This is a genomic window from Labedaea rhizosphaerae, from assembly GCF_004362825.1.
Taxonomy (GTDB): Bacteria; Actinomycetota; Actinomycetes; order Mycobacteriales; family Pseudonocardiaceae; genus Labedaea; species Labedaea rhizosphaerae.
Genome location: NZ_SNXZ01000001.1, coordinates 826,266 through 846,636, shown reverse-complemented (window position 1 = coordinate 846,636; position 20,371 = coordinate 826,266). Strand labels below are relative to the sequence as shown.

Below are 20,371 nucleotides of genomic sequence, written 5' to 3'. Positions count from 1 at the left end.
AGTTCACCGTCTGAGATGGCGCACACGTACACATCGCGTTGGTCAGTGTCCAACTCGATCACGACCTTCCCACCGACCGCGTCAATCGTACTGACAGTCCGACAGAGGACCGTCAGTACGATTGACGGCGAACGAGCCAAGCAAGGCAGGTCGGCGACGCCAAGCTTGGCCGAGATGTTAGACAGACTTCCATCTGCATTTGAGTGACTCACGATCGTCTGTGTAACGGCAGTCCGCGATGCTGCGACCCTCCCTCAGCGAGTACTCATCGACCAAAGCGTGACTCTCAGATGCGCAACCGGGGCGAGGGCGCGTGGAGTCAGGAGGGGATCGTGAACCTATCTTCTTTAAAATTCGCGTTCGGCATCTTCAAATGGCTCCGAAAGAAGGCCCCAGAGGTCCCATACTTTGATACGTTGCTGAAACGTGTTGTGGACAAGCTTCCACCTGATCCCAATCTCCGGCCTAAGAAAGGCGAACTCGTCAGACTGAGAGCGCTTTTTGCTCAGCCACGTATATGGACTCTGCTCATACAGCCAGACATGAGAGTTGTGGCAGAACTCAAGGACGAGGTGCTCGTTTGTCTCGATCCGCGCCGACACAGCCTCAATCCCCGCCTGGCCGAAGAAATTGCAACGCTAGCCGTTGCTGAGTTCCCTGGGATCCTGCCAGCGGCAGAGCAAGCGAAAATTATGGCGGAGATGCAGAGGAGAGCTTTCGAAGCGTCGGACGCGGCGAGAGAACGCGACAAGGTCGAGCTGATCGAGCTCATCAGCGGAGGCGCGGTCAAGATCGACGCGACAAGGGCAAGCGGCGTAGATCAATATCGCAAGCAACTAACAATGAGGCTTCGACAGCTCCAGCCCCAATATGAGTTTCAGATCAAGTATCATGTTGTAGAAGGCGGCCAAGAAAATATCGCCCTAAGCCACCTACTGGATGATAACCGCTGGCTCGCCGTCTGCTCCAAAGCTGGAGCAGGAAAGAGCGCGCTCGTCGTACGTGAGGCGATGTCTCTTCTGGCACGCCAGGACAACGTTGTCGTTTTTCTAAATCTGAAGACCTGGAAGCATAAGTCGGCAGCGGCGGATTCTTATTCATCGATTGCTATCGACGATATTCTCGAGAGCTCAATAGTGCCAGTTAACGAGGACTCTTTGGCGAAGGTTGTCCAAGGCTCCAATCAGCAGCCGTTGTGGCAAATCTGGTTTCTTGACGGAGTTAATGAGTTGCCGAGTGAGCTTAGCGGCCATGTTCTATCAGTCGTAACGCAACACCTCAGATCGTCTATAGCCTCGTCTCTCTGCATTACGGATAGGTCTGAAGCTAGGTACGTTGATTCGAATTGGACTAAGGTTTTGCTGCAAGACCTTGAATGGGCCGAAGTCCAAAAGCATGCCGCAGGCTCGCTTGAGAATGCGGCCGAGGCACGGTATGAGCTACTTAGAACCCCGTTTTTCCTGGAGATCGCTGTCACGGCTGGCAAGTGGGAATGGCGCAACAGCACGGAAGCCATCCGAAGTTTGTTTAAGAACCGTCTGGGACTTGAGGAATCGGAACTTACTCAACTTGCAGAGTTTGCGCTTTCGGTATATCAAACTCAACGAAGCTTGAACTTTGATGTGAGTGCGTTGGCTGAGAAAACTGGACGCGAATTGGCCAGGAAGCTGGCGGAGTCCGGCCTGCTAATTCCCGCACAGGAGGGGGCCGCATCGTTCTATCACCAACTCCTTCATGACTACCTGTGTAGCAGAGCCGTATACAACCGTCCGGATTCTTGGGTTCCGAGCACCTTTGATTCGCTCAGCTTCGATGCGAACACCTACGAGGCGATCTTTATGGTTGTGGATCAAATCGAATCAGAATCCATGATGACCGCGTACCTGACGGCACTGTACAACTGGAACTGGTTCGCAACAATCCGCTGCGTCGACCGCGCCATTCGCGATGGCTTGGAAATTTCTGACGAGCTTTTAGTAACCCTTTCTGCAATGCTCGCCGAGAAGCGGTTCGATCGAGTTCATGGATCTCGTACCCGCGCTGTGGAGTGGACTTCCAAGCTAGATGAACTCCGAGGCTACAACTTCTCCGGTTCCGTCGGCATCAAAGGCGTGGTCGAAGAGGTTGAGCGGGTCGCGCCGAAGGCCCGCTCACCATGGTTTAATACCTGGGTCACGCTCTTTACGAAAATAGGGTCCTCGGATCAACCGTTGTTCGAAAACGATATCTTTCTGCTCGATGACGCAAATCCTTTTATTGGGTGGACCGCGTCTCAGGTTATTCGATGGTCATCGATGGACGAGAAAGATCTTGCGTTAGTGCGATCAGCTTATCGCGGAGCCCGTCATGGCTTAGATGACATCTCTAGGTCAGTACGCTGGCGGGCGGTGCATGCTCTCGGTTGCCATCCGTCCACCGACAGTAGCGATCTTCTTTTGTTTGCGATCGACCACGACGACTATCCGTGGGTCGTATACGGGGCCGTCCGCTCTCTGCTTGAAATGGCTGCCTTGTCAAGTAGTGATCGCGCAAGCTCGATCCTTGCCGAGGTAGGTGCCCGCTTAGAACAGCTTCCTCCTGAGGCCTTAGGCCAGGTAGCATTGGTCACGCGATACGATAGAGATCAAGAGGGCTGGAAAGAGCACTGGGCCGCTCAAGTTTGGCCTCTGTTGGAGCGCGCCCATCAACTGCAGACTGATGAGATAAACCGAGAACGCTGGAAGGGCCGCCTTGAAGCATTTCGAGACTGGGTCGATCAAGGACAGATCAACGCACGAATTTGACCTGGCCAAACTCGTTTCCGCGGCCTGGCAGGCGCGCGAGCACGCACGCGTAATCGGAAAGACGCCAGTCGGTGCCGCAGTTCTTAGTGACAATGGTGTGGTATATCTGGGTTGTAATGTCGAACACCGGTTCCGCTCCCACGATATCCACGCAGAGGTAAACGCCCTCACGACTATGGTGGGCGCTGACGGGGGAGTCGCCGTTGCCATCGCTGTGGCTAGTATGCGAGAGTATTTCACGCCATGCGGCGCTTGCATGGACTGGATATTCGAACTCGGCGGAGCGACTTGCGAGATCCATGTTTCTAACGCCCCGAGCGAGGTCCTGCTCAGCAAATATGCGAAGGATCTGATGCCCTTCTATCCGCATTAGCAGATTGCCAGATTGTCTTCCTACTGATGCGGATTTCGGAGCTTGGACTTCTCGGGAACTGGTCAGGGCTCACGATAGGGGGAGTGGAATCGGCGATTCAGGGCGGTGGCTGCCGTCGCCGCCCTGTGGTCGATTCGGCGGACGTTCACTAGATGTATGAGGCCATGACGTTGGTGACGGCGGTGTGGAGCCGGGTTGCTGGTGGCTGGTTTCCGGCGGCAGTGTGGGGTCGATGGTAGTTGTAGTGCACGTTCCAGATGTGCAGTGCTTCTGAGCGTTGTTGTTCGCTGTCTCAGGTGTGGGCGTAGAGGAATTCCTCGGCCAGGATGCGGTGGTAGCGCTCGACTTTCCCGTTGTGGCGTGGGGTGTAGGGCGTGATGCGTTGGTGTCGGGCGCCGTGCAGGACGTGAGCGAAGTCGTGGGCGCGGTAGCAGGCGCCGTTGTCGGTCACGATCCGGTGGATGTGGGTGATGCCGTGGGCGGCAAGGAAGGCGCGGGCGCGGTGGGTGAACGCGATCGCGGTGCGGGCGGTTTCGTCGGGTAGGGCTTCGGTGTAGGCCAGGCGGGAGAAACCATCGATGGCGGTGTGCAGGTAGGTGTAGCCGGTGCGGGTGCCGCTGGTCTTGGTGCGGATCTTGGTGCGTGCGACCTGGCGGGCGTGTTCGCTGGCCTTGCCGTGCACCCACCAGCCGCCGCCGTCGGGAGTGACACCGACTTTCTTCACATCGAGATAGACCATGTGCCCGGGCCAGCGGGCGATGATCTTGCGGGGTGTCCGGTTGTTCTCCCCGGTGGGGTCGAGGAACCGACGACGGTTCAACCCCAGATGGGCCAGCTGCCGGCTGACGGTGCGCACCGAGATCTGGGTGTCCTCGCCGGCGAGTTCGTGGGCGATGCGGCGGGCGGAGTACTTGCGGTCCCGGCGCAGCCGCTCAATCCGTGCCACCACCCGCGCGGGGGTTGCGGTGGGCTGGTGGTGCGGCACGCTGGGCCGGTCGGCCAACCCAGCTTCACCGAAGCGGCGCCAGCGGTTGACCCACTTCGATGCGCACTGCCGGGAGATACCCATTTCCGCGGCGACATGAGCGATCGGGCGGGACTGACAGCGGACGATCAGACGGCGACGGCCCTCAATGGACAACGGGGCATTACGGTGACTCACGGACGGGTCTTCCTGTCGGCGGACGAGTTGGTGGTACTTCTCATCCTGCCGCCGGAAGACCCGTCCCCTCGTCTCAGGCCCTACCCGCCGACACCAACCTCATGACCCGCAACAACTAGATGTGTTTGCTGAGTCGCGGTCCATTCTGCACCCGAGGCGAGATTCTGGCGGGCGATCGCGTGTGGCCTGTCAGGCCAGCGCCAGTGGTGCCAGCAAGGCCTGGGGAGTATGAGGGTGAGCTGCATCCGGTAGGTCGGCTTCATTGTGGCGTTATCGGCTTGACGTCGCCAGTCTCGTTGAGGCGCTGACGCCCTCGGATGCGCCGACGTTGCCTCCAAGATCGATCCGAACGCCGCAGGTGTTTCTCCCAGATTTCTCCCCAGTCCACCCCCAGACACGAGTCTGGCCCTGTCCGCTCAACCGCGAACAGGGCCTGACCTGCGACTTTGCTGGTCGGGGTGACAGGATTTGAACCTGCGACCTCTTCGTCCCGAACGAAGCACGCTACCAAACTGCGCCACACCCCGTGACTGCAGAGACGAGTCTAGCGGACGTCCGCACGGGCGCCGAAGCGGGTTCCTGTACCCCTGTGAGCTGGGATTTCGCCGGTGCCTCGGGGTACGAGTGTCAGCAGGCTGGCCTCCGGCGGGCACGCGAACCGGACCGGGGCGTACGGCGAGGTGCCGAGGCCGGCCGACACGTGCAGCCACATGTGCGCACCCCAGCGGGACGCGCCGCGAGCGCGGGTGCGGTCCAGCTCGCAGTTGGTCACCAGCGCCCCGTAGCCAGGCACGCGCAGCTGCCCGCCATGGGTGTGGCCGGCCATCACCAGGTCATAGCCATCGGCGGCGAAGGCGTCCAGGACGCGGGGTTCCGGCGAGTGGGTGACGCCGAGGGTCAGCGTCGCGTTGGGGTCGGGGCGGCCGGCGATCTCGCCGTACTTGTCGCGGTGGAGGTGGGGGTCGTCGACGCCGGCCACCGCCAGTTGCTGGCCGCCGACGCTGATGAGGCGGCGGACGTGGGTGAGGTCGTGCCAACCGCGCTCGATGAAGGCCGCGCGCAAGTCGCGCCACGGCAACGGGATGCCGTGGATGCGCTTCTCGCTCGGGAACAGGTACCGGGCCGGGTTCTTGGGGCGCGGGGCGTAGTAGTCGTTGCTGCCGAAGACGAATACGCCCGGGCGATCGAGCAGCGGACCGAGCGCGCGCAGCACCGCGGGCACGGCCTGCTTGTGCGCCAGGTTGTCGCCGGTGTTGACCACCAGGTCCGGGTCGAGCTGGTCGAGCTCGGCGATCCAGCGCTGCTTGGACGCCTGCCCCGGCAACATGTGGATGTCGGAGATGTGCAGCACCCGCATCGGTCGCGCCGTCTCGGCCAACACGGGCAACGTCGCCTGGCGCAGCGTCCAGCGCCGCCGCTCGATGCCCGCGGCGTACGCCACCGCTCCCGCGCCCAGCGCACCCGCGCCGAGGACGACCTTGCCCGCACTCCGAAGCAATCCGTTCACTTGCCCGAGGGTAGTCCCGGTACCGTTCCGGGCATGGCTGAGCTCAAGGCACGCCTGCAGGCCGACCTGGCCGCGGCGATGAAGGACCGTGCGACCACCAAGGTCGCCGCGCTGCGCATGGCGCTGACCGGCATCACCAACGAAGAGGTGGCCGGCAGCAGCGCACGTGAGCTCTCCGACGACGAGGTCCTGCGCGTGCTGACCCGCGAGGTCAAGAAGCGCAAGGAAGCCGCCGAAGCCTTCACCACCGGCAACCGCCCGGAGCGTGCCGAAACCGAACTCGCCGAGGCTGAGGTGCTCGGCGAGTACCTGCCGTCCCAACTGGACGATGCCGAGCTCGAGGGGCTCGTGGCGCAGGCGGTCACCGAGGTCACCGAGCAGCTGGGCGAGGCGCCGGGCATGCGGCAGATGGGGCAGGTCATGAAGGCCGCCAACGCGAAGGTCGCCGGGCGCGCCGAGGGTGGCCGGGTCGCCGCCGCCGTGCGGGCCAAGCTGCAGGGCTGACGGCGGCCCGAGTCCTGTGCTGGCGGTGGCGGCCTGTCGTCGTCTGCCCGCAGGGCTGAAACCGCGTACGGGCCGTGCGGGTTGCCGTGCTGTGGGCCGAGTTTGCCGAGCCCGGCAATGCGTCTGAGTCCCGCGCCGAGCGTGGTGGGCTCGCCGGTGCTGTTGCTGGGTTGACAACACGCACGAGTGCCAGGCCGTGCAGGCTGATCAAAAACTCGAGCCCCGCGCAGGGCCCGCCCTCCCGGGGGCTCCCCCTACAGCCAGTCTATCGGTCTGACCTGCTCCGATGGTGATCCACAGCCGATCTGTGGACAACTACCAGCCTGTGGACAACTCTCGTGCGCGGTGTGGACTGAGCACGCCAAAAGGCCTCCTCCCCGAGAAACGGGAGGAGGCCTTTTGGCGTCACCTGGTTGGCGGGTGCGGGATCGGTATGAACGTATGGCTTGGCGTGCCGTGGCCCGGTCCGCCGGTACCTCCGCCCCCGCCGCCGCTGGGCGGCGGCTGGGTCGTGGTCGTCGTCGGGTCTTCGGTCTCTACGGGTGGCACGTAGCCGGTCGAGACGTAGATCGTGATGGTCTCGCCCTTGAACCGCGCGCCGCGCGGGGTCTGGCCGACGACGGTGCCGCGGGCCGCCTTGTTGTTCTCTTCCTGCACCGAGACCCGGTAGCCGGCCTTCTTGAGCTCGTTGGTGGCCGTCTCCTGGCTCTTGCCGACCACGTTCGGCACCTGCAGTTCGGGACCGCCGTCGACGTAGCGTTTGTCCGGCTTGGGCAGACCCTTCACCGGCTGCCCGGCCATGATCTTGGTCATGGCCTCGAACCAGGTGCGGGCCGGCACCTTGCCGCCGTAGATGTTGCCGTTGTCGCCGCACAGGCGCGGCGGGCCGATGCCGGTCGCGTCGCAGATGCCCTCGGGGTGCGGGCTGTCGTTGAACGTCAGCGCGGCGCCGGCGAGCTGCGGCATCGCGCCGAGGAACGCGGCCGACTTGTGGTCCTGGGTGGTGCCGGTCTTGCCCATGATCGGCCGGGTCCAGTGGAACTGGGAGGCCGCGTTCGCCGACGTGCCGCCGTTGACGTCGTCCTGGCTGAGCCCGACCACCAGCGTGTCGGCCAGCGGCTTCGCCACCGCTTGCTCACAGGGCTGCTCGTTGAGCGGCAACGGCCGGCCGTTGCGGTCGAGCACCTGCACCAGCGGGGTCGGCGGGCACCACATGCCGCCGCTCATCAGCGTCGCGCCGACGTTGGCCAGCTCCAGCGGGCTCATCGGGCTCACCCCGAGGGTGAACGAGGGCTTGCCGCCGTGGGACTTGAAGTACGCCGACTGCGGTACCGAGTACTCCTCGCGGCCGTTGCTCGGGTCCGGGGTGCGGCCGACCATGTTGCCGGCCATGGTCTGGCGCATGCCGAGCCGGGTGGCCATGTCGACCGGGCCGTCCACGCCGATCCGGTCCTCGAGCGACACGAAGCCGGTGTTCGGCGACTTGGCGAGACCCTGCTGCAAGGTCATCGTCGGCGGGTAGCGGCCCGCGTTCTTCACGCAGTACCAGTGGAACCCGTCGCCCGCGGAGGGGCAACTGTCCGCGCCGCCCTTGTACACCTTCGACACGTAGGTGGGCGGGGTGTCGATCTTGTTGTTGATGCCCATGCCCTTTTCCAGGGCGGACGCCGAGGTGAAGATCTTGTACACCGACCCGGCGCCGAACATGTTGGAGATGTTGGACGGCAGGCCGTAGCTCGTCTCGCCCTTGCTGCCGTCGACGCCGTAGTCGCGGTTCGCGACCAAGGCGGTCACCTGGTGCTTCTTCGTGCCGGGCTTCACCAGCGCGAGCACGTTCGCGATGCCCTTGGTGTCCTTGGGCACCTGGTTCGTCACGGCTTGCAACGCCTGCTTGGTGGCGTTGGCGTCGAAGCTGGTCTTGATCGTGTAGCCGCCGGTTTTCATCTGGTCGTCGGTGAAGCCGATCTGCTTCAGGTAGTCCACGACGTACTGGCAGTAGAAGCCGTACTGCGGACCCGCGCCGACGCACGTGCTGACCGGCTTGCGCACCGACTTGAGCACGCCGAGGGGCTGCTTCTTGGCCGCGAACGCCGCGTCCGGGGAGAGCTTCTGGTTGTCGACCATCCGGTCGATCACCAGGTTGCGCCGGGACAGGGCGGCCTGCGGGTGCTTCCACGGGTCGAGCGCGACCGGGTTGTTGACCATGCCGGCGAGCAGCGCCGACTGCGTCACGGTCAGCTTGTCGGCGGTGGTGCCGAAGTAGGCCTTGGCCGCGGCGCCGATGCCGAAGACGCGGTCGGAGAACTCGACGACGTTCAGATAACCGGTGAGGATCTCGTCCTTGGTCATCTTCTGCTCGAGTTGCAGTGCGATGCGGGCCTCGCGGAGCTTGCGCGCGATGGTCTGCTCCTGGGCCTTCTCCTGCTCGACCTTGTTGTCGCGGTAGACGACGTTGATCAGGTAGTTCTTCACGTACTGCTGGGTGAGCGTGGAGGCACCCTGCGTGCTGCCGCCGGACTGGTTGGACACGGCGGCGCGGATCGTGCCCTTCCAGTCCACGCCCTGGTGCTCGTAGAAGCGGCGGTCCTCGATCGAGATCAGCGCCGCCTTCATGGTCGGCGAGATCTGGTCCCCCGAAGTGGGGATGCGGTACTGGTCGAACAGGTACGCGATCGGCTTGCCGTTCGCGTCGGTGATGGTCGTGACCAGCGGCGGGTCCTTGGCGACGAGGTCCGCCGAGATCGAGTCGATCGAGTCCGATGCCCGGTTCGACACCACGCCCATGGCCCCGACCAGCGGGAACAGGATGCCGGCGACCAGCACGCCGGCGAGCAGGCAAAGACCGAGCAGCTTGAGAAGACCGTCTCCCACACGCACGAACCAAGCGTACGCGGGAGCCGTATGGAGCACGTGATTGCTACACGAGAGAGGTTGACTTTCTGTAACAAGTCGGAGTCCCGGTTACTGAATGGGAACCGGCAGCCTCTAGAGTCCGTCAACGTCTCACGACAGGCGCTCCGAACCGCAAGGGGGAACGGAGCACCCGGTGCCGGGGGGTATCGGGTCGAGAAAGTCGCGACGACAAGGGGTTGGGGGAGACATGGATCTCGAAACCGATCAGTCGGCCGACTGGCGAGTCCGTGCGTCCTGCAGGGACGAGGACCCGGACGGTCTCTTCGTGCGGGGGGCCGAGCAGCGCAAGGCGAAGCTTGTTTGCCTGGCATGCCCAGTGCGCACGGAGTGTCTCGCTGAAGCCCTGGACAACCGGATCGAATTCGGAGTCTGGGGCGGTATGACCGAACGCGAGCGCCGCGCTTTGCTGCGCCGCAGGCCGGATGTGCTGTCCTGGCGGGAGCTGCTGGACGCGGCTCGCCGCGATCACCAGGACGAGGGCGCCGAAGAAGCCCAGGTCGGCTAGGAACGCGCCCCGAGCGCAGAGATCAGACGCCGTCGGCCAGGCGCTCACCGATGTCCTGCAGACCGGACAGGTCGTGGACATCGGTGGGCATCGCCGGGACCTTGCAGACCGCCACGCCCGGGTGCGCCCTGGTGAACCGGGCGACCAGCCTGCGTTCCCGGTCGGCGACAGCCATCCGGTCGGCGTGCAGGCGCAGCACGGCCGAGGCGAGGGGCGCGTCGCCGGCCTTGTCGAGCTCGTCGGCGGCCGCGAGCGCGCGCACCGCCGGTAACGTCGCCAGCACCGGGTGGGTCCGGTTCACCACGAGCCCGCGCACCGGCATGGACTCCTTGTTCAGCCGTTCCACGAAGTAGCTGGCCTCGCGCAACGCGTCGGGCTCCGGCGCGGCCACGACGAGGAACGCCGTGCCCGAGGAGCGCAGCAGTTCGTACGTCTTGGCGGCGCGCGCCTTGAACCCGCCGAACATGCTGTCGAAGGCCTGCACGAACGCCGACGCGTCGGCCAGCAACTGACCGCCGACGATCGTCGAGACGGCCTTCGCGAACAACGACACCGTGCCGCCGACGATCTTGCGCAGCCCCCAGCCGCCCGCCCGCCCGGGCCCGGACAGCAACCGGATCATCCGGCCGTCCAACGCGGTCGACATGCGTTGCGGCGCGTCCAGGAAGTCCAGTGCCGAACGGCTCGGCGGGGTGTCGACGATGATCAGGTCCCACTGGCCCTCGGCGGCGAGCTGGCCGAGCTTCTCCATGGCCATGTACTCCTGGGTGCCGGAGAACGAGGTGGAGATCGTCTTGTAGAACGGGTTCGCCAGCACCTCCTTGGCCCGCTGCTCACCCGCGTGCGCCAGCACCATGTCGTCGAACGTGCGGCGCATGTCCAGCATCATCGCCGAGAGCTCGCCCGCCGGCTCGAACCCTTCGACGTCGACCTGGCGCGGCACGTTGCCGAGCTCGCGCAACCCGAGCGCCTGCGCCAGCCGGCGCGCCGGGTCGATGGTCAGCACGACGGTCTTGCGCCCGCGCTCCGCGGCCCGCACGGCGAGCGCCGCGGCCGTCGTCGTCTTGCCGACGCCGCCGGAGCCGCAGCAGACGACCACGCGCGTGCCCGGGTCGTCGAGCAGCGCGTCGATCTCAACGGATGCGGTCACCGAACCCCCTGGTCGAGCAGGGCCTCGGCGAGCTCGTACAACCCGGCGAGGTCGATCCCGTCGGTGAGCTCGGGGAGCTCCAGGCTGGCGAGGTCGCTTTCCTCGAGCATCTCCCGCGCCGAGTTCTCCGCCTGCACCCGCACGGCGTGCTCCACGGTCTCGGCGACCAGGCCCTCCAGGGTCGCCTCGTCGAGGTCGAGCCCGGCGGTCTGCAGGCCGGTGCGCACGCGGGAGGCGTCCACGCGGCCGTCCGCGGCCCGGTTCACCGACCGCGCGGGCAGGCGCGGCGGGCGGACCCGGTTGACGATCAACGCGCCGGGCCGCAGGTCGGCGGCGTCCAGCTCGGCGACCGCCTCGAGCGTCTCGCGCACCGGCATCTCCTCCAGGAGCGTGACCAGGTGCACCGCGGTGTCCTGCGAGTGCAGCAGCCGGACCACGCCGTCGCTCTGGCCCTTGATCGGGCCGACCTTCGCCAGGTCGGCCATGGCCCGGGTGACGTCGAGGAACTTCACGATCCGCCCGGTCGGCGGCGCGTCGAGGATCACGGCGTCGTAGACGTGGCGGCCCTTGTCGTCGGTGCGCCCGACGGTCTCCTTGACCTTGCCGGTCAGCAACACGTCACGCAGGCCGGGCGCGAGCGTGGTGGCGAACTCGATGGCGCCGAGCCTGCGCAGCGTCCGGCCGGCGAAGCCCAGGTTGTAGAACATCGAGAGGTATTCGAGCAGCGCTTCCTCGGCGTCGACGTGCAGCGCCTTGACCTCGCCACCGCCCGGTGCCGAGGCGATCCGGGTCTCCTCGTAGGGGAGGGGCTGGGTGTCGAAGAGCTGGGCGATGCCCTGGCGGCCCTCGACCTCGATGAGCAGGACCCGCTTGCCCCCGGTCGCCAGGGCGAGCGCGAGCGCCGCGGCGACCGTCGTCTTGCCGGTGCCGCCCTTGCCGGTCACCACGTGCAACCGGGCACGGGCCGCGGGCCAGCCGGCGACGGGGGTGGTCACGAGTTCAGCGTAAATGTCCACCTCGGCCGGTGCCGCCCCGACGGCCTCAGTTCGAGACGGCCATCACGGTGACGGTCACCACGGCGACCACGACCAGCGTCCACGTGAGCCACATCGGCAGCACGGTGAGCACGAGCACGGTCAGCACCGCGAAGACGACCAGCGTGATCACGCCGGCGAGCGCGACCGATCCGTTGGTGCTGCCCTTGCGCTCGCGTGCCTTCGCCATCACGTACAGCACGAGCACGAGCCCGCTGACGGCGAGCAGGGCCGCGGCGATCACCCTGGGCAGCTCCACGGGGTCAACATACTGAAGGGGCGGTCGCGGCTGGGTTGCCGCGACCGCCCCTTCGTCACCTCGGGGTGCTCAGCTCAGGGTCAGAGCCGTGTCGTCCACCAGGAACGACGTCGCGAGGGAGGAGTCCTCGCTACCCGTGAAGGTGATCGTCACCGACTGCCCGGCGTACGCGGACAGGTCGACCGAGTGCTGCACGTAGCCCGTCGAGTGGTTCACGTTGGAGTACGACTGCACGGTCGTGCTGCCGGCCTTCACCGTGAACTTGTCGTAGGCGATGGAGCCCGTCTCGCTCGTGCTGATGTACAGGTAGTACGTCAGCGTGGCGTGGCACCCGGCCGGGATGCTCACCGTCTGGGCGGCGGTGTCCGTGTGGGTCGAGCCGTAGCCGTCGAGCCACGCGAAGTGCGTGCCGCTGTGCGGGACCGCACTGCCGCTGGCCGTGCTGATCACGCCGGACGAGGTGGTCCAGCCGCCGGTGGTCTCGAAGCCCGGGTTGGCGAACTTCTGACCGGAGCAGGTGCCGCCGCCACCACCGCTGATCGTCCAGGTGAACGAGGCGTTGCCGGTGGCGTGGGCCGACGACGAGTCGGTCGCCGTCACCGTGACGTTGTACGTGCCCGCCGTGCTCGGCGTGCCCGTGATCGCGCCGGAGCTGGAGATCGACAGACCGGCCGGCAGGCCGCTCGCGGTCCACGTGTACGGCGCGGTGCCGCCGCTCGCGGAGAGCTGCAGCGTGCTGATCGCGGTGCCCACCGTGCCGGTCTTGCTACCCGGGTTGGTGACCGAGATCGAACCGGTGCCGCCGCCGCCCAGCAGGGCGTCGGTCAGGCCCGCGGCCTTCGGCGAGCCCCACCCGGAGGCCTTGTCGAAGTTGGCGGCCGCGTTGTAGTAGCGGTTGTTGCCGGTGGTGACGTCGTGGAAGGCGTTGCCGTAGCCGCTGCCCGCACCGATCTGGTACAGCTTCGCGTTCACGGCACCGACCCGCGGCTTGCTCTGCGAGGCGGCCTTCTGGTTCACCAGCGCGAGGTAGCCCGCCCACAACGGGGTGGACGCGCTCGTGCCGCCGACCGTGGTCCAGCTGCCCTGCGTGTAGATCGAGTACTCGCCACCCGCGGCGACCGCGGAGACGTCCGGCACCTGCCGCTTGGCCGCGGTGTCGACGCCGGGACCGGTCTGCCAGGACGGACGCGCGTAGGTGTTGGACACACCGCCGCCGCCGGACCAGCCGCCGCTCTCGTTCCACACCGACTCGGAGCCGTAGCCGCCGCCGGAGAGGGCGAGGTCGGTGCCGCCGACGCTGGTCACGTTCGGGTCGGAACCGGGGAAGTCGACGGCGAGCTTGGTGGTGTTCGAGCCGCCGTCGCGCTCACAGTCGTACGCGCCGGAGTCACCGGCGGCCGACAGGAACGTCATGCCCTGCGCGGCGGCCTGGGCGGCCGCGTTGTCCACAGCGGACAGGTTCGCCGCGGTGCGGTCGAGCTCGCACAGGCCCCAGCTGGAGGACGTGATCGGGACGTTGTTGCTGACCAGCTGGTTCCACATGTCGATCTCGCCCGCGTCGCTGTTGGGCGCGATGTAGACGTCGACGTTCGCCTTGGGCGCGATCGCGTTGACGACCTCGATGTCCAGCTCGACCTCGACCTCGGCGTCACCGAGGGTGGTGTTGCCACCGTCGACGTTCACCTTGACCGGGGTCGGGGAGCCCAGGCCGTAGTGCGAGCTGTACTGGGCGATGTTGGTCTGCACGTAGTTCGCGAACTCGAACACGGCGACCTTCTGGCCGGAGCCGTCGAGGCCGAGCGTGTTGATGCCGTACGCGCTCTTGAGCTCGGCGGGGGTGTACCCGCCGGCCGGGCCGGAGCCGACCTTCGGCGTCGCCGCCGGCTGGACGTCCTGGTGGTGGCGGACGTAGTGGTCGTTCAGGCCCGAGACGCCGCTGATCAGCGGGGCGATGGAGCTGGACACGCTCGGCGCCGAGTCGTTGGCGGTGAAGTCCCGCTTCAACTTCGCGTCGTGGTAGCGCGACATGGCGGTGTGGAACGCGTTTTCCAGTTGTGCGGTGGTGCCCTTCGCGTCCACCGCCATCCGGTTGCTCGCCACGCCGGTCACCGACAGGCCCTGGTCGGCCAGGTACTTGCGCACCGAGTCCACCTGCGCCTGGGTGGGCGCGTACCGCTCGGCGAACTGCTGGGGCGTCAGGTAGTGCTGGTAGAGCGCGGAGTGCGGGTCGTTGACCTGGGCGATGAAGGCGTCCAGGCCGGCCCGGTCGCGCAGGTTCAGGCTGACCGCGACCTGGACCTGCTTGTTCGCGTCGGCCGGGCCGAGCTTGCTCGCGCTCGCGATGTTCGGTGCGGCGCTCGTGGACAACGGGGTCACGTGCGGCTGTGAGTCCGCGTCCGCGGGAAGTGCCACGGCCAGTGCGACCAGTGGCACCGCGGAGATCAGCGCCGCCGAAGCGGCACGGGTCAATCTCACTGTTGTTTCTCCCTCGCGATGAAACGCCAGTAGTGGGCATGACATGCACGCGCGCTCTCCCGCGCCGGCGGAGGGCATGCGTCATCGCCGGCCGAGCAGGGGGCCGGTGACCTTGCGTGATCGACGGAATAAGGGCCGGAGCGCGACGGCGCGCACGCCCGGCATCGGAAACTTAACACCGGAAACTGTACGGGCCGCGTGTTTTGTTTTCCCAGTTCTGGGCGCAGTGTGAACGGCTGTGAAAGCTTGCCAAAAATGTCCGGTTAACGACCAAAGTAGGATGGGTCACTGCTGGTGACGGCCGAGCCGGTTGATTAGCAACGGAAAGTAGCGGGTGTGAAGAGAAGGCTGTGGCGGCCTTTTCCATCTCTTTACTTCGGTATTCGCATTCCTGCGGACAAGGCGGCCGTTCGACCTGGTGACCGATCGGTGGCGACCCGTCGGGCGTGGGGATGAGATGACCCTGCGCGCTCATCTACGCTGCATCGCATGACCAAGTGGGAGTACGCGACGGTGCCGCTTCTGGTCCACGCGACCAAGCAGATCCTCGACCAGTGGGGATCCGACGGCTGGGAGCTGGTGACGGTGCTGCCGGGCCCGACCGGTGAGCAACTCGTCGCGTACCTCAAGCGCCCGCAGGGATCGGCGTGACCTGGTCCGGGCGGCTGGCCGAGCTGGGCATCGAGCTGCCGTCCGTGCCCAAGCCCGCGGGCGCGTATGTGCCCGCCGTGCGAACCGGTTCGCTCGTCTACACCGCGGGCCAGGTCCCGCTGGTCGACGGCGCGGTCGCCGCCACCGGCAAGGTCGGCGGCGAGATCAGCCCCGAGGAAGCGAAGGGCCACGCCCGCACGTGCGCGTTGAACGCGCTCGCCGCGGTGCACGACCTGGTCGGCATCGACTCGGTGGTGCGGGTGGTGAAGGTGGTCGGGTTCGTCGCCTCCGCCGAGGGGTTCACGGGCCAGCCCACGGTCGTCAACGGCGCGTCGGAACTGCTCGGCGAGGTCTTCGGCGAGCAGGGTGCCCACGCAAGGTCCGCGGTCGGGGTCGCCGAGCTGCCGCTCGGGGTGCCGGTCGAGGTCGAACTGATCGTCGAGGTCCGCTGAGAGGTCGGGGAGGCCCCGCATGGATGTCGAGACCCAACAGCGTTGTCACGAACTGCTGCTCCGGCTGGCCGGACGGCTGCCGGACGAGCACCTGTGGCGCTTCCGCGACTGGAACGCCGCGGGCTCGGTGCAGGCGCTGGCCCGCATGCTCCCGCTGACCCTGCTGCGTGAACGCGTCGGCATCACCGCCGCCGAATCCCGCATGCTGTCGGCCGCCTTCGGTGCGACCGGCGTGGACGCCGGACGGCTCACCGCCATCCCCTGGGTGGACGAGATCGACGATCTCGGCTACACCTTCACCCCAGAGTCACCCGATCGGGCGACTCTGGGCGATCCGGTCGCCGTCGTGCTCACCGCGGTGCTGCACGGCCGGCCGGACGTGATCAGCGCGGGCATGTGCTGGCGCGCACCGCGTTCGGGGCGCACCGAGTCGCAGCGCATCGTGCTGGTCACCGCGTCCGGCAGGCACGCCGAGCTGACCGGCGAGCTGCAGCGGGTGCTGCGCGCGCTCGGGGGCCGGGCGCCCAGCGTCGAAGTCGTCGCGCCGGGTGCCGACCTGACCGCGTACCACCGCGCCGCCGCCGACGCGGCCGAGCCGCTGCTCGTGGGCGCAACGCCCGTCGCTAGCTGAGGGAAGGAGACGCTTGTGACACAGGTCGCGGACCGTGTCGCGCTCCCGATCCGAGTGCACGACACGCTGCTGGCACTGGCCGGCAGGCTCGATGACGACGCGGTGACCGAGGCGCGGGCCCTGCTCGCGTCCGCCGAGCTCGACCGCGCGGTCGAGCTGGTGGCCGGTTGCCTCGTGGCGGGCGCGATCCCCGTTTCGGCGAAGGAGCGGACCGCTCTGGTCGACTTGGTCGCCGCAGCGAACTGCGACACGGCCATGCTCGACGGCCTCGCGGTCGGTGGCGGCGGCGTCCGGCACCGGTTCACCGACGGGCGCGCCGCGCAGCAGCCGGCCGCCGAAGGGGTCGCCGACGCGCTGGTGCCCGTGCTCGACGCGTTACCCGACATCGCCTCGGTGTGGGCGGTGTGGCGCACCACGCCCGCAGGCTCGAGCCCGGGCCCGGTGCCGCAGCGGGTGGTGCTCGTCGAACTCGGCGCCACCGGCGTCGCACCCGCCACGGCGTACCGGATGCAGCACGCGTTGCAGCGCGCGGACATCCACGCCACCGTCGAGGTGCTGCGCGACGGCGTGCCGCGCGAGTCCTACCACGCGGACGCCATGCTGCACGCGACGAAGCTCGACCTGCCCGGCGGCTACCAGGCCGACCAGGTGCCCTCGTGGCAGTCGGACCCGGAGCCCCCACTGGCCGAGTCCCCGCTGGCCGAGCCGCCGTCGCAGTCCAGCGAGCCGTTCAGCTACCTGCCCGACCCGGAGCCGGTGGCCGAGCCGGAGCTCGCGCCGATGCCCGCGCCCGCGGAGCAGTCCTACCAGCCGCCGGCGTGGCAGCAGGCGGCCGAGCCCCCGCCGTCCCCGGCCAAGCCGGTGATCCGCGCGGTGCCGAACAACCCGGTGCCGAACAACCCGGCGCAGGACGAGTCGGCGTTGAACGACCAGGAACGGGACCTGCTGCGTCAGCTGCACGAGGAGCTGGCGAAGCGGGAGCAGGGTCCGGGCACGCCGACGCCGCCGCGCGGCACGCCGTGGCCCAGCGCCCAGTCGGCTCAGCACACCGGCCCGCACCGCACGTTCGACTGGCCGTCGAGCGGGACGCACCAGGTCAACGGGATGCCGCCGGCGGGCGATCACCCGCCGTTCCCGTCGGCCTGATCACGCCGAGCTGATCCAGGGCCATTTCGCCGCATAAGCTCGGGCGCATGCTTGAGCTGCCCAGGGAACTGGTGTTGCCCGAAGGTTTGGTGCCACCCGTGCCGCCCGACCCGCCCGCGACCCCGAAGGACGCGGCGACCGTGGTGCTGGCGCGCGACACCGCCGACGGCATCGAGGTGTTCCTGCAGCGACGCGTGGCCGCGATGGCCTTCGCCGGTGGCATGACCGTGTTCCCCGGCGGCGGCGTCGACCAGCGCGACGCCGACACGTCGGTGGCCTGGCACGGCCCCTCGCCCGACTGGTGGGCGGCCCAGTTCGACTGCACGCCCGCGATGGCGCGCGCGTTGGTGTGCGCGGCCGTGCGGGAGACGTTCGAGGAGTCCGGCGTGCTGCTCGCCGGGCCCGACCCGTCGACCGTGGTCGCCTCGTCCAGCCGGTACGCCGCGGCCCGTCAGGACCTGGTCGACCGGCGCGTCTCGCTGGCCCAGTTCCTCGCCGAGGCCGGGCTGGTGCTGCGTGCCGACCTGCTGCGCCCGTGGGCGGTGTGGGTGACGCCGCTGGAGGAGATCCGCCGCTACGACGCGAAGTTCTTCTTCGCCGCCATGCCCGACGGCCAGCTGGCCGACGACAGCACCTCGGAGGCCGAGCACGCGCACTGGCAGCGCCCGATCGAGGCCATCGAGGACTGGAAACGCGGCGAGTGCGGCCTGCTCCCGCCGACCTGGATGACGCTCGCCGAGCTGGCCGAGCACCCGACGGTCGCCTCCGCCATGGCGGCTCCCCGCAGCTACGAGAAGATCATGCCGAAGGTGATCCGCGAGGACAGCACGCTGCGCGTCGTGTTGCCGGGCAGCCCGTTGTACGACAGCGCGGCCGCACACCTGGACGCGCGCCCGGGCGACACCTTGGAGGGCCGATGACCCACCCGGCCTACGGCCGGCTTCGGTCGGTGTTGCCGTTCGCGTCGGTGGTGCTGGAGAACAACCCCGGCCCGATGACCCTCGACGGCACCAACACGTGGATCGTGCGGGCGCCGGGTGCGGACGCGTGCGTGGTGGTGGACCCGGGGGAGCTGGACGAGGCGCACCTCGCCCTGGTCGCCGAGCAGGCGCCGGTCGAGCTGGTGTTGTTGACCCACCACCACCACGACCACTCGGGCGGGGCACGCGAGTTCGCTTCGCGAGTCGGTGCTCCATTGCGTGCGTTTGATCCTTCGTTGTGCTGGCAGGCTCCTTCGTTGTCGGATGGCGAGTCGTTCTCCGCCGGTGGGGTGGCGGTGTCCGTGCGGCACACCCCCGGCCACACGGACGACTCGGTCTGCTTCGGACTGTCCCATTCGGACAGTCAAGCGATGCTGACCGGGGACAGCGTCCTCGGTCGCGGGACGACCGTCATCGCCGGGACCTTGGCGGACTACCTCTCTTCGTTGCGTTCGCTGACCTCGGCGTCGCCGGGCACGGTCGTGTTGCCGGGGCACGGTCCGGAGCTGCCGGATCTGCCCGCGGTGGCGGCGTCCTACCTGGCCCACCGCGAGGAACGGCTGGACCAGGTGCGTGCGGCTTTGACCCAGCTCGGCCCGGACCCGACCCCGCGCCAGGTGGTTGAGATCGTGTACGCCGACGTGGACAAGTCCGTGTGGCCGGCGGCGGAGTGGTCGGTGGCGGCGCAGTTGGAGTACCTGCGCAGCAAATGACCTGCAGCGCGGGCCTGGTCAGGTTCGGGGCATGATCGGCACGACCAGGTAGCGCAGGTCCGTCGGGTCCTCGTCCGCGGCGCGGAAGACGGTGGCGCGTAAGCCCGGCTGCAGTTCGATCCGCACCCGTCGCCCGGCGAACGCCTTCAGCGCATCCACCAGGAACCGCGACTGGAAGGTGGGGCTGGTGCGCCCGCCGGACACCTCGGCCTTCACCGACTCCTCGGCCTCGCCCGCCTGCTGGTCGGCCCCGCGCAGCCACACCTCCCCGTCACCGACCTCCAGGCGCAGGGTGCCGCGGGTGTCGGCGTACAGGCTCACCCGCCGCACGGCCCCGGCCATCGCGTCGGCGTCCACCTCGACCGTCGTGTCCACATCGGACACCGAGACCTTCGACTCGTGCAGGAAACCCGCGTCCAGCAACGAAGTCGTCACCACGGCGTGGTGCCACGCGAGACCCACCCGGTCGCCGTCCGCGTGCAACGTCACCTGCGCGCCGTCGGGCGCCTGGCGCGCGACCTCCAGCAACAACGTCGCCGGGATCATCGCGTCGAAGGCCTCGCCGGTCGGCTCCCACGGCAGCGACGCCACCGCCAGCCGGTACCGGTCGCTGGCCAGCACCACCAGCCGATCACCCTCGGCACGCATGCGCACGCCCGTGAACATCGGCAACGCGTCGTCGCGCGACGCCGTCGCCGCCACCACACCCAAGGCCGACGTCAGCACGGACGCGTCCACCGAACCGACCACGCGCGGCAGCGAAGCGACGCCCGGGTGCGAGTCCGCGTCGAGCAAGGGCAGCGCGAACCGCGCGCCCGGCGCCCGAATTGCCAGCCGCGAACCCTCGACCACCAGCCGCACCTGCGGTAAATCCAAGGCGCGCAACGTTTCCGCGAGCGGCTTGGCGGGCACGAGCACGCGCCCCTCGGTGTGCACGAGCGCCGGGCACTCCAGCCGCGCGGCCCGATCGCGGTCGGTGGCGGCGGCGACCACGCCACGCGGCCCGGCCTCCAGCAGCAACCCGGCGAGCACCGGGTCGAGGAGCTTGCCGGGCACGAGGCGCACGGCGTCGGCGGCGACCGCGGCGAGGTCCGCGGTGGTGACGGTCAGGTCCATGGCGCGCACGGTAGACC

General features: G+C 67.7%; 17 protein-coding genes, 1 tRNA gene and 1 pseudogene. 10 read left to right on the top strand and 9 right to left on the bottom strand.

Annotation, left to right across the window (positions count from 1 at the left end):
* The first annotated feature begins 290 nt into the window (after nt 1-290).
* Together EV186_RS03700 and EV186_RS40740 are read left to right on the top strand one after the other, a co-directional pair.
* Entirely contained in the window at nt 291-2,783 is a 2,493-nt protein-coding gene (locus tag EV186_RS03700) for an NACHT domain-containing protein (RefSeq protein WP_133847650.1), read from the top strand.
* Nucleotides 2,731-3,156: a cytidine deaminase family protein gene (locus EV186_RS40740; RefSeq protein WP_133847649.1), complete on the top strand. Its 426-nt coding sequence runs from the start codon at nt 2,731-2,733 to the stop codon at nt 3,154-3,156. Before EV186_RS03700 ends, EV186_RS40740 begins: the two co-directional genes overlap by 53 nt.
* A 148-nt stretch (nt 3,157-3,304) precedes the next feature.
* Here the strand turns inward: EV186_RS40740 and EV186_RS03690 are convergent.
* The 3 genes and pseudogenes from EV186_RS03690 to EV186_RS03680 all read right to left on the bottom strand — a co-directional run bounded on the left by EV186_RS03690 (nt 3,305) and on the right by EV186_RS03680 (nt 5,825).
* A pseudogene (locus EV186_RS03690) lies at nt 3,305-4,318 on the bottom strand (IS481 family transposase).
* 450 nt (nt 4,319-4,768) lie between these two features.
* Nucleotides 4,769-4,845: transfer RNA gene (locus EV186_RS03685), tRNA-Pro, on the bottom strand.
* Nucleotides 4,846-4,862: 17 nt separating this feature from the next.
* Nucleotides 4,863-5,825 carry a metallophosphoesterase gene (locus EV186_RS03680; protein ID WP_424981958.1) on the bottom strand — a complete coding sequence of 321 codons (963 nt, stop codon included), beginning with the start codon at nt 5,823-5,825 and terminating at the stop codon, nt 4,863-4,865.
* Between the two features lie 33 nt (nt 5,826-5,858).
* On the opposite strand from EV186_RS03680, the gene EV186_RS03675 reads away from it, so the two are divergent.
* Nucleotides 5,859-6,329 carry a GatB/YqeY domain-containing protein gene (locus EV186_RS03675; protein WP_133847648.1) on the top strand — a complete coding sequence of 157 codons (471 nt, stop codon included), beginning with the start codon at nt 5,859-5,861 and terminating at the stop codon, nt 6,327-6,329.
* Between the two features lie 405 nt (nt 6,330-6,734).
* Here EV186_RS03675 and EV186_RS03670 read toward each other — a convergent pair whose 3' ends face one another.
* Nucleotides 6,735-9,206, bottom strand: a complete 2,472-nt coding sequence (locus tag EV186_RS03670; protein ID WP_208115463.1) for a transglycosylase domain-containing protein — start codon at nt 9,204-9,206, stop codon at nt 6,735-6,737.
* 223 nt (nt 9,207-9,429) lie between these two features.
* On the opposite strand from EV186_RS03670, the gene EV186_RS03665 reads away from it, so the two are divergent.
* Entirely contained in the window at nt 9,430-9,747 is a 318-nt protein-coding gene (locus EV186_RS03665) for a WhiB family transcriptional regulator (RefSeq protein ID WP_133847647.1), read from the top strand.
* 22 nt (nt 9,748-9,769) lie between these two features.
* Here EV186_RS03665 and bagB read toward each other — a convergent pair whose 3' ends face one another.
* From bagB to EV186_RS03645, 4 genes are all read right to left on the bottom strand, one after another.
* The gene (bagB, locus tag EV186_RS03660; RefSeq protein ID WP_133847646.1) at nt 9,770-10,897 is read right to left on the bottom strand and encodes an ATPase BagB; all 1,128 of its coding nucleotides are present in this window, start codon (nt 10,895-10,897) and stop codon (nt 9,770-9,772) included.
* Entirely contained in the window at nt 10,894-11,892 is a 999-nt protein-coding gene (gene bagA / locus EV186_RS03655) for an ATPase BagA (protein ID WP_133847645.1), read from the bottom strand. The genes bagB and bagA overlap by 4 nt, the downstream gene beginning before the upstream one ends.
* Before the next feature lie 46 nt (nt 11,893-11,938).
* On the bottom strand, nt 11,939-12,190 hold the full coding sequence (locus tag EV186_RS03650; RefSeq protein WP_133847644.1) for a hypothetical protein: 252 nt from the start codon (nt 12,188-12,190) through the stop codon (nt 11,939-11,941).
* 69 nt (nt 12,191-12,259) lie between these two features.
* On the bottom strand, nt 12,260-14,665 hold the full coding sequence (locus EV186_RS03645; RefSeq protein ID WP_166659005.1) for a protease pro-enzyme activation domain-containing protein: 2,406 nt from the start codon (nt 14,663-14,665) through the stop codon (nt 12,260-12,262).
* A 489-nt stretch (nt 14,666-15,154) separates the two neighbouring features.
* Here EV186_RS03645 and sp36 point away from each other — a divergent pair, with 489 nt between their 5' ends.
* Genes sp36 through EV186_RS03615 form a run of 6 tightly spaced genes read left to right on the top strand, consistent with a single transcriptional unit; the run spans nt 15,155 to nt 19,238 of the window.
* Nucleotides 15,155-15,316 carry a Sp36 family protein gene (sp36, locus tag EV186_RS03640; protein ID WP_133847642.1) on the top strand — a complete coding sequence of 54 codons (162 nt, stop codon included), beginning with the start codon at nt 15,155-15,157 and terminating at the stop codon, nt 15,314-15,316.
* Entirely contained in the window at nt 15,313-15,768 is a 456-nt protein-coding gene (locus EV186_RS03635; RefSeq protein WP_133847641.1) for a RidA family protein, read from the top strand. The genes sp36 and EV186_RS03635 overlap by 4 nt, the downstream gene beginning before the upstream one ends.
* 19 nt (nt 15,769-15,787) lie before the next feature.
* Nucleotides 15,788-16,399: a hypothetical protein gene (locus EV186_RS03630; RefSeq protein ID WP_133847640.1), complete on the top strand. Its 612-nt coding sequence runs from the start codon at nt 15,788-15,790 to the stop codon at nt 16,397-16,399.
* Nucleotides 16,400-16,414: 15 nt separating this feature from the next.
* The gene (locus EV186_RS03625; protein WP_133847639.1) at nt 16,415-17,545 is read left to right on the top strand and encodes a hypothetical protein; all 1,131 of its coding nucleotides are present in this window, start codon (nt 16,415-16,417) and stop codon (nt 17,543-17,545) included.
* 47 nt (nt 17,546-17,592) lie between these two features.
* Nucleotides 17,593-18,465: an NUDIX hydrolase gene (locus tag EV186_RS03620; protein WP_133847638.1), complete on the top strand. Its 873-nt coding sequence runs from the start codon at nt 17,593-17,595 to the stop codon at nt 18,463-18,465.
* Nucleotides 18,462-19,238, top strand: a complete 777-nt coding sequence (locus tag EV186_RS03615; RefSeq protein WP_133847637.1) for an MBL fold metallo-hydrolase — start codon at nt 18,462-18,464, stop codon at nt 19,236-19,238. Before EV186_RS03620 ends, EV186_RS03615 begins: the two co-directional genes overlap by 4 nt.
* 18 nt (nt 19,239-19,256) lie before the next feature.
* On the opposite strand, the gene dnaN is transcribed toward EV186_RS03615, so the two are convergent.
* Nucleotides 19,257-20,354 carry a DNA polymerase III subunit beta gene (gene dnaN / locus EV186_RS03610; protein ID WP_133847636.1) on the bottom strand — a complete coding sequence of 366 codons (1,098 nt, stop codon included), beginning with the start codon at nt 20,352-20,354 and terminating at the stop codon, nt 19,257-19,259.
* Nucleotides 20,355-20,371 lie beyond the last annotated feature (17 nt).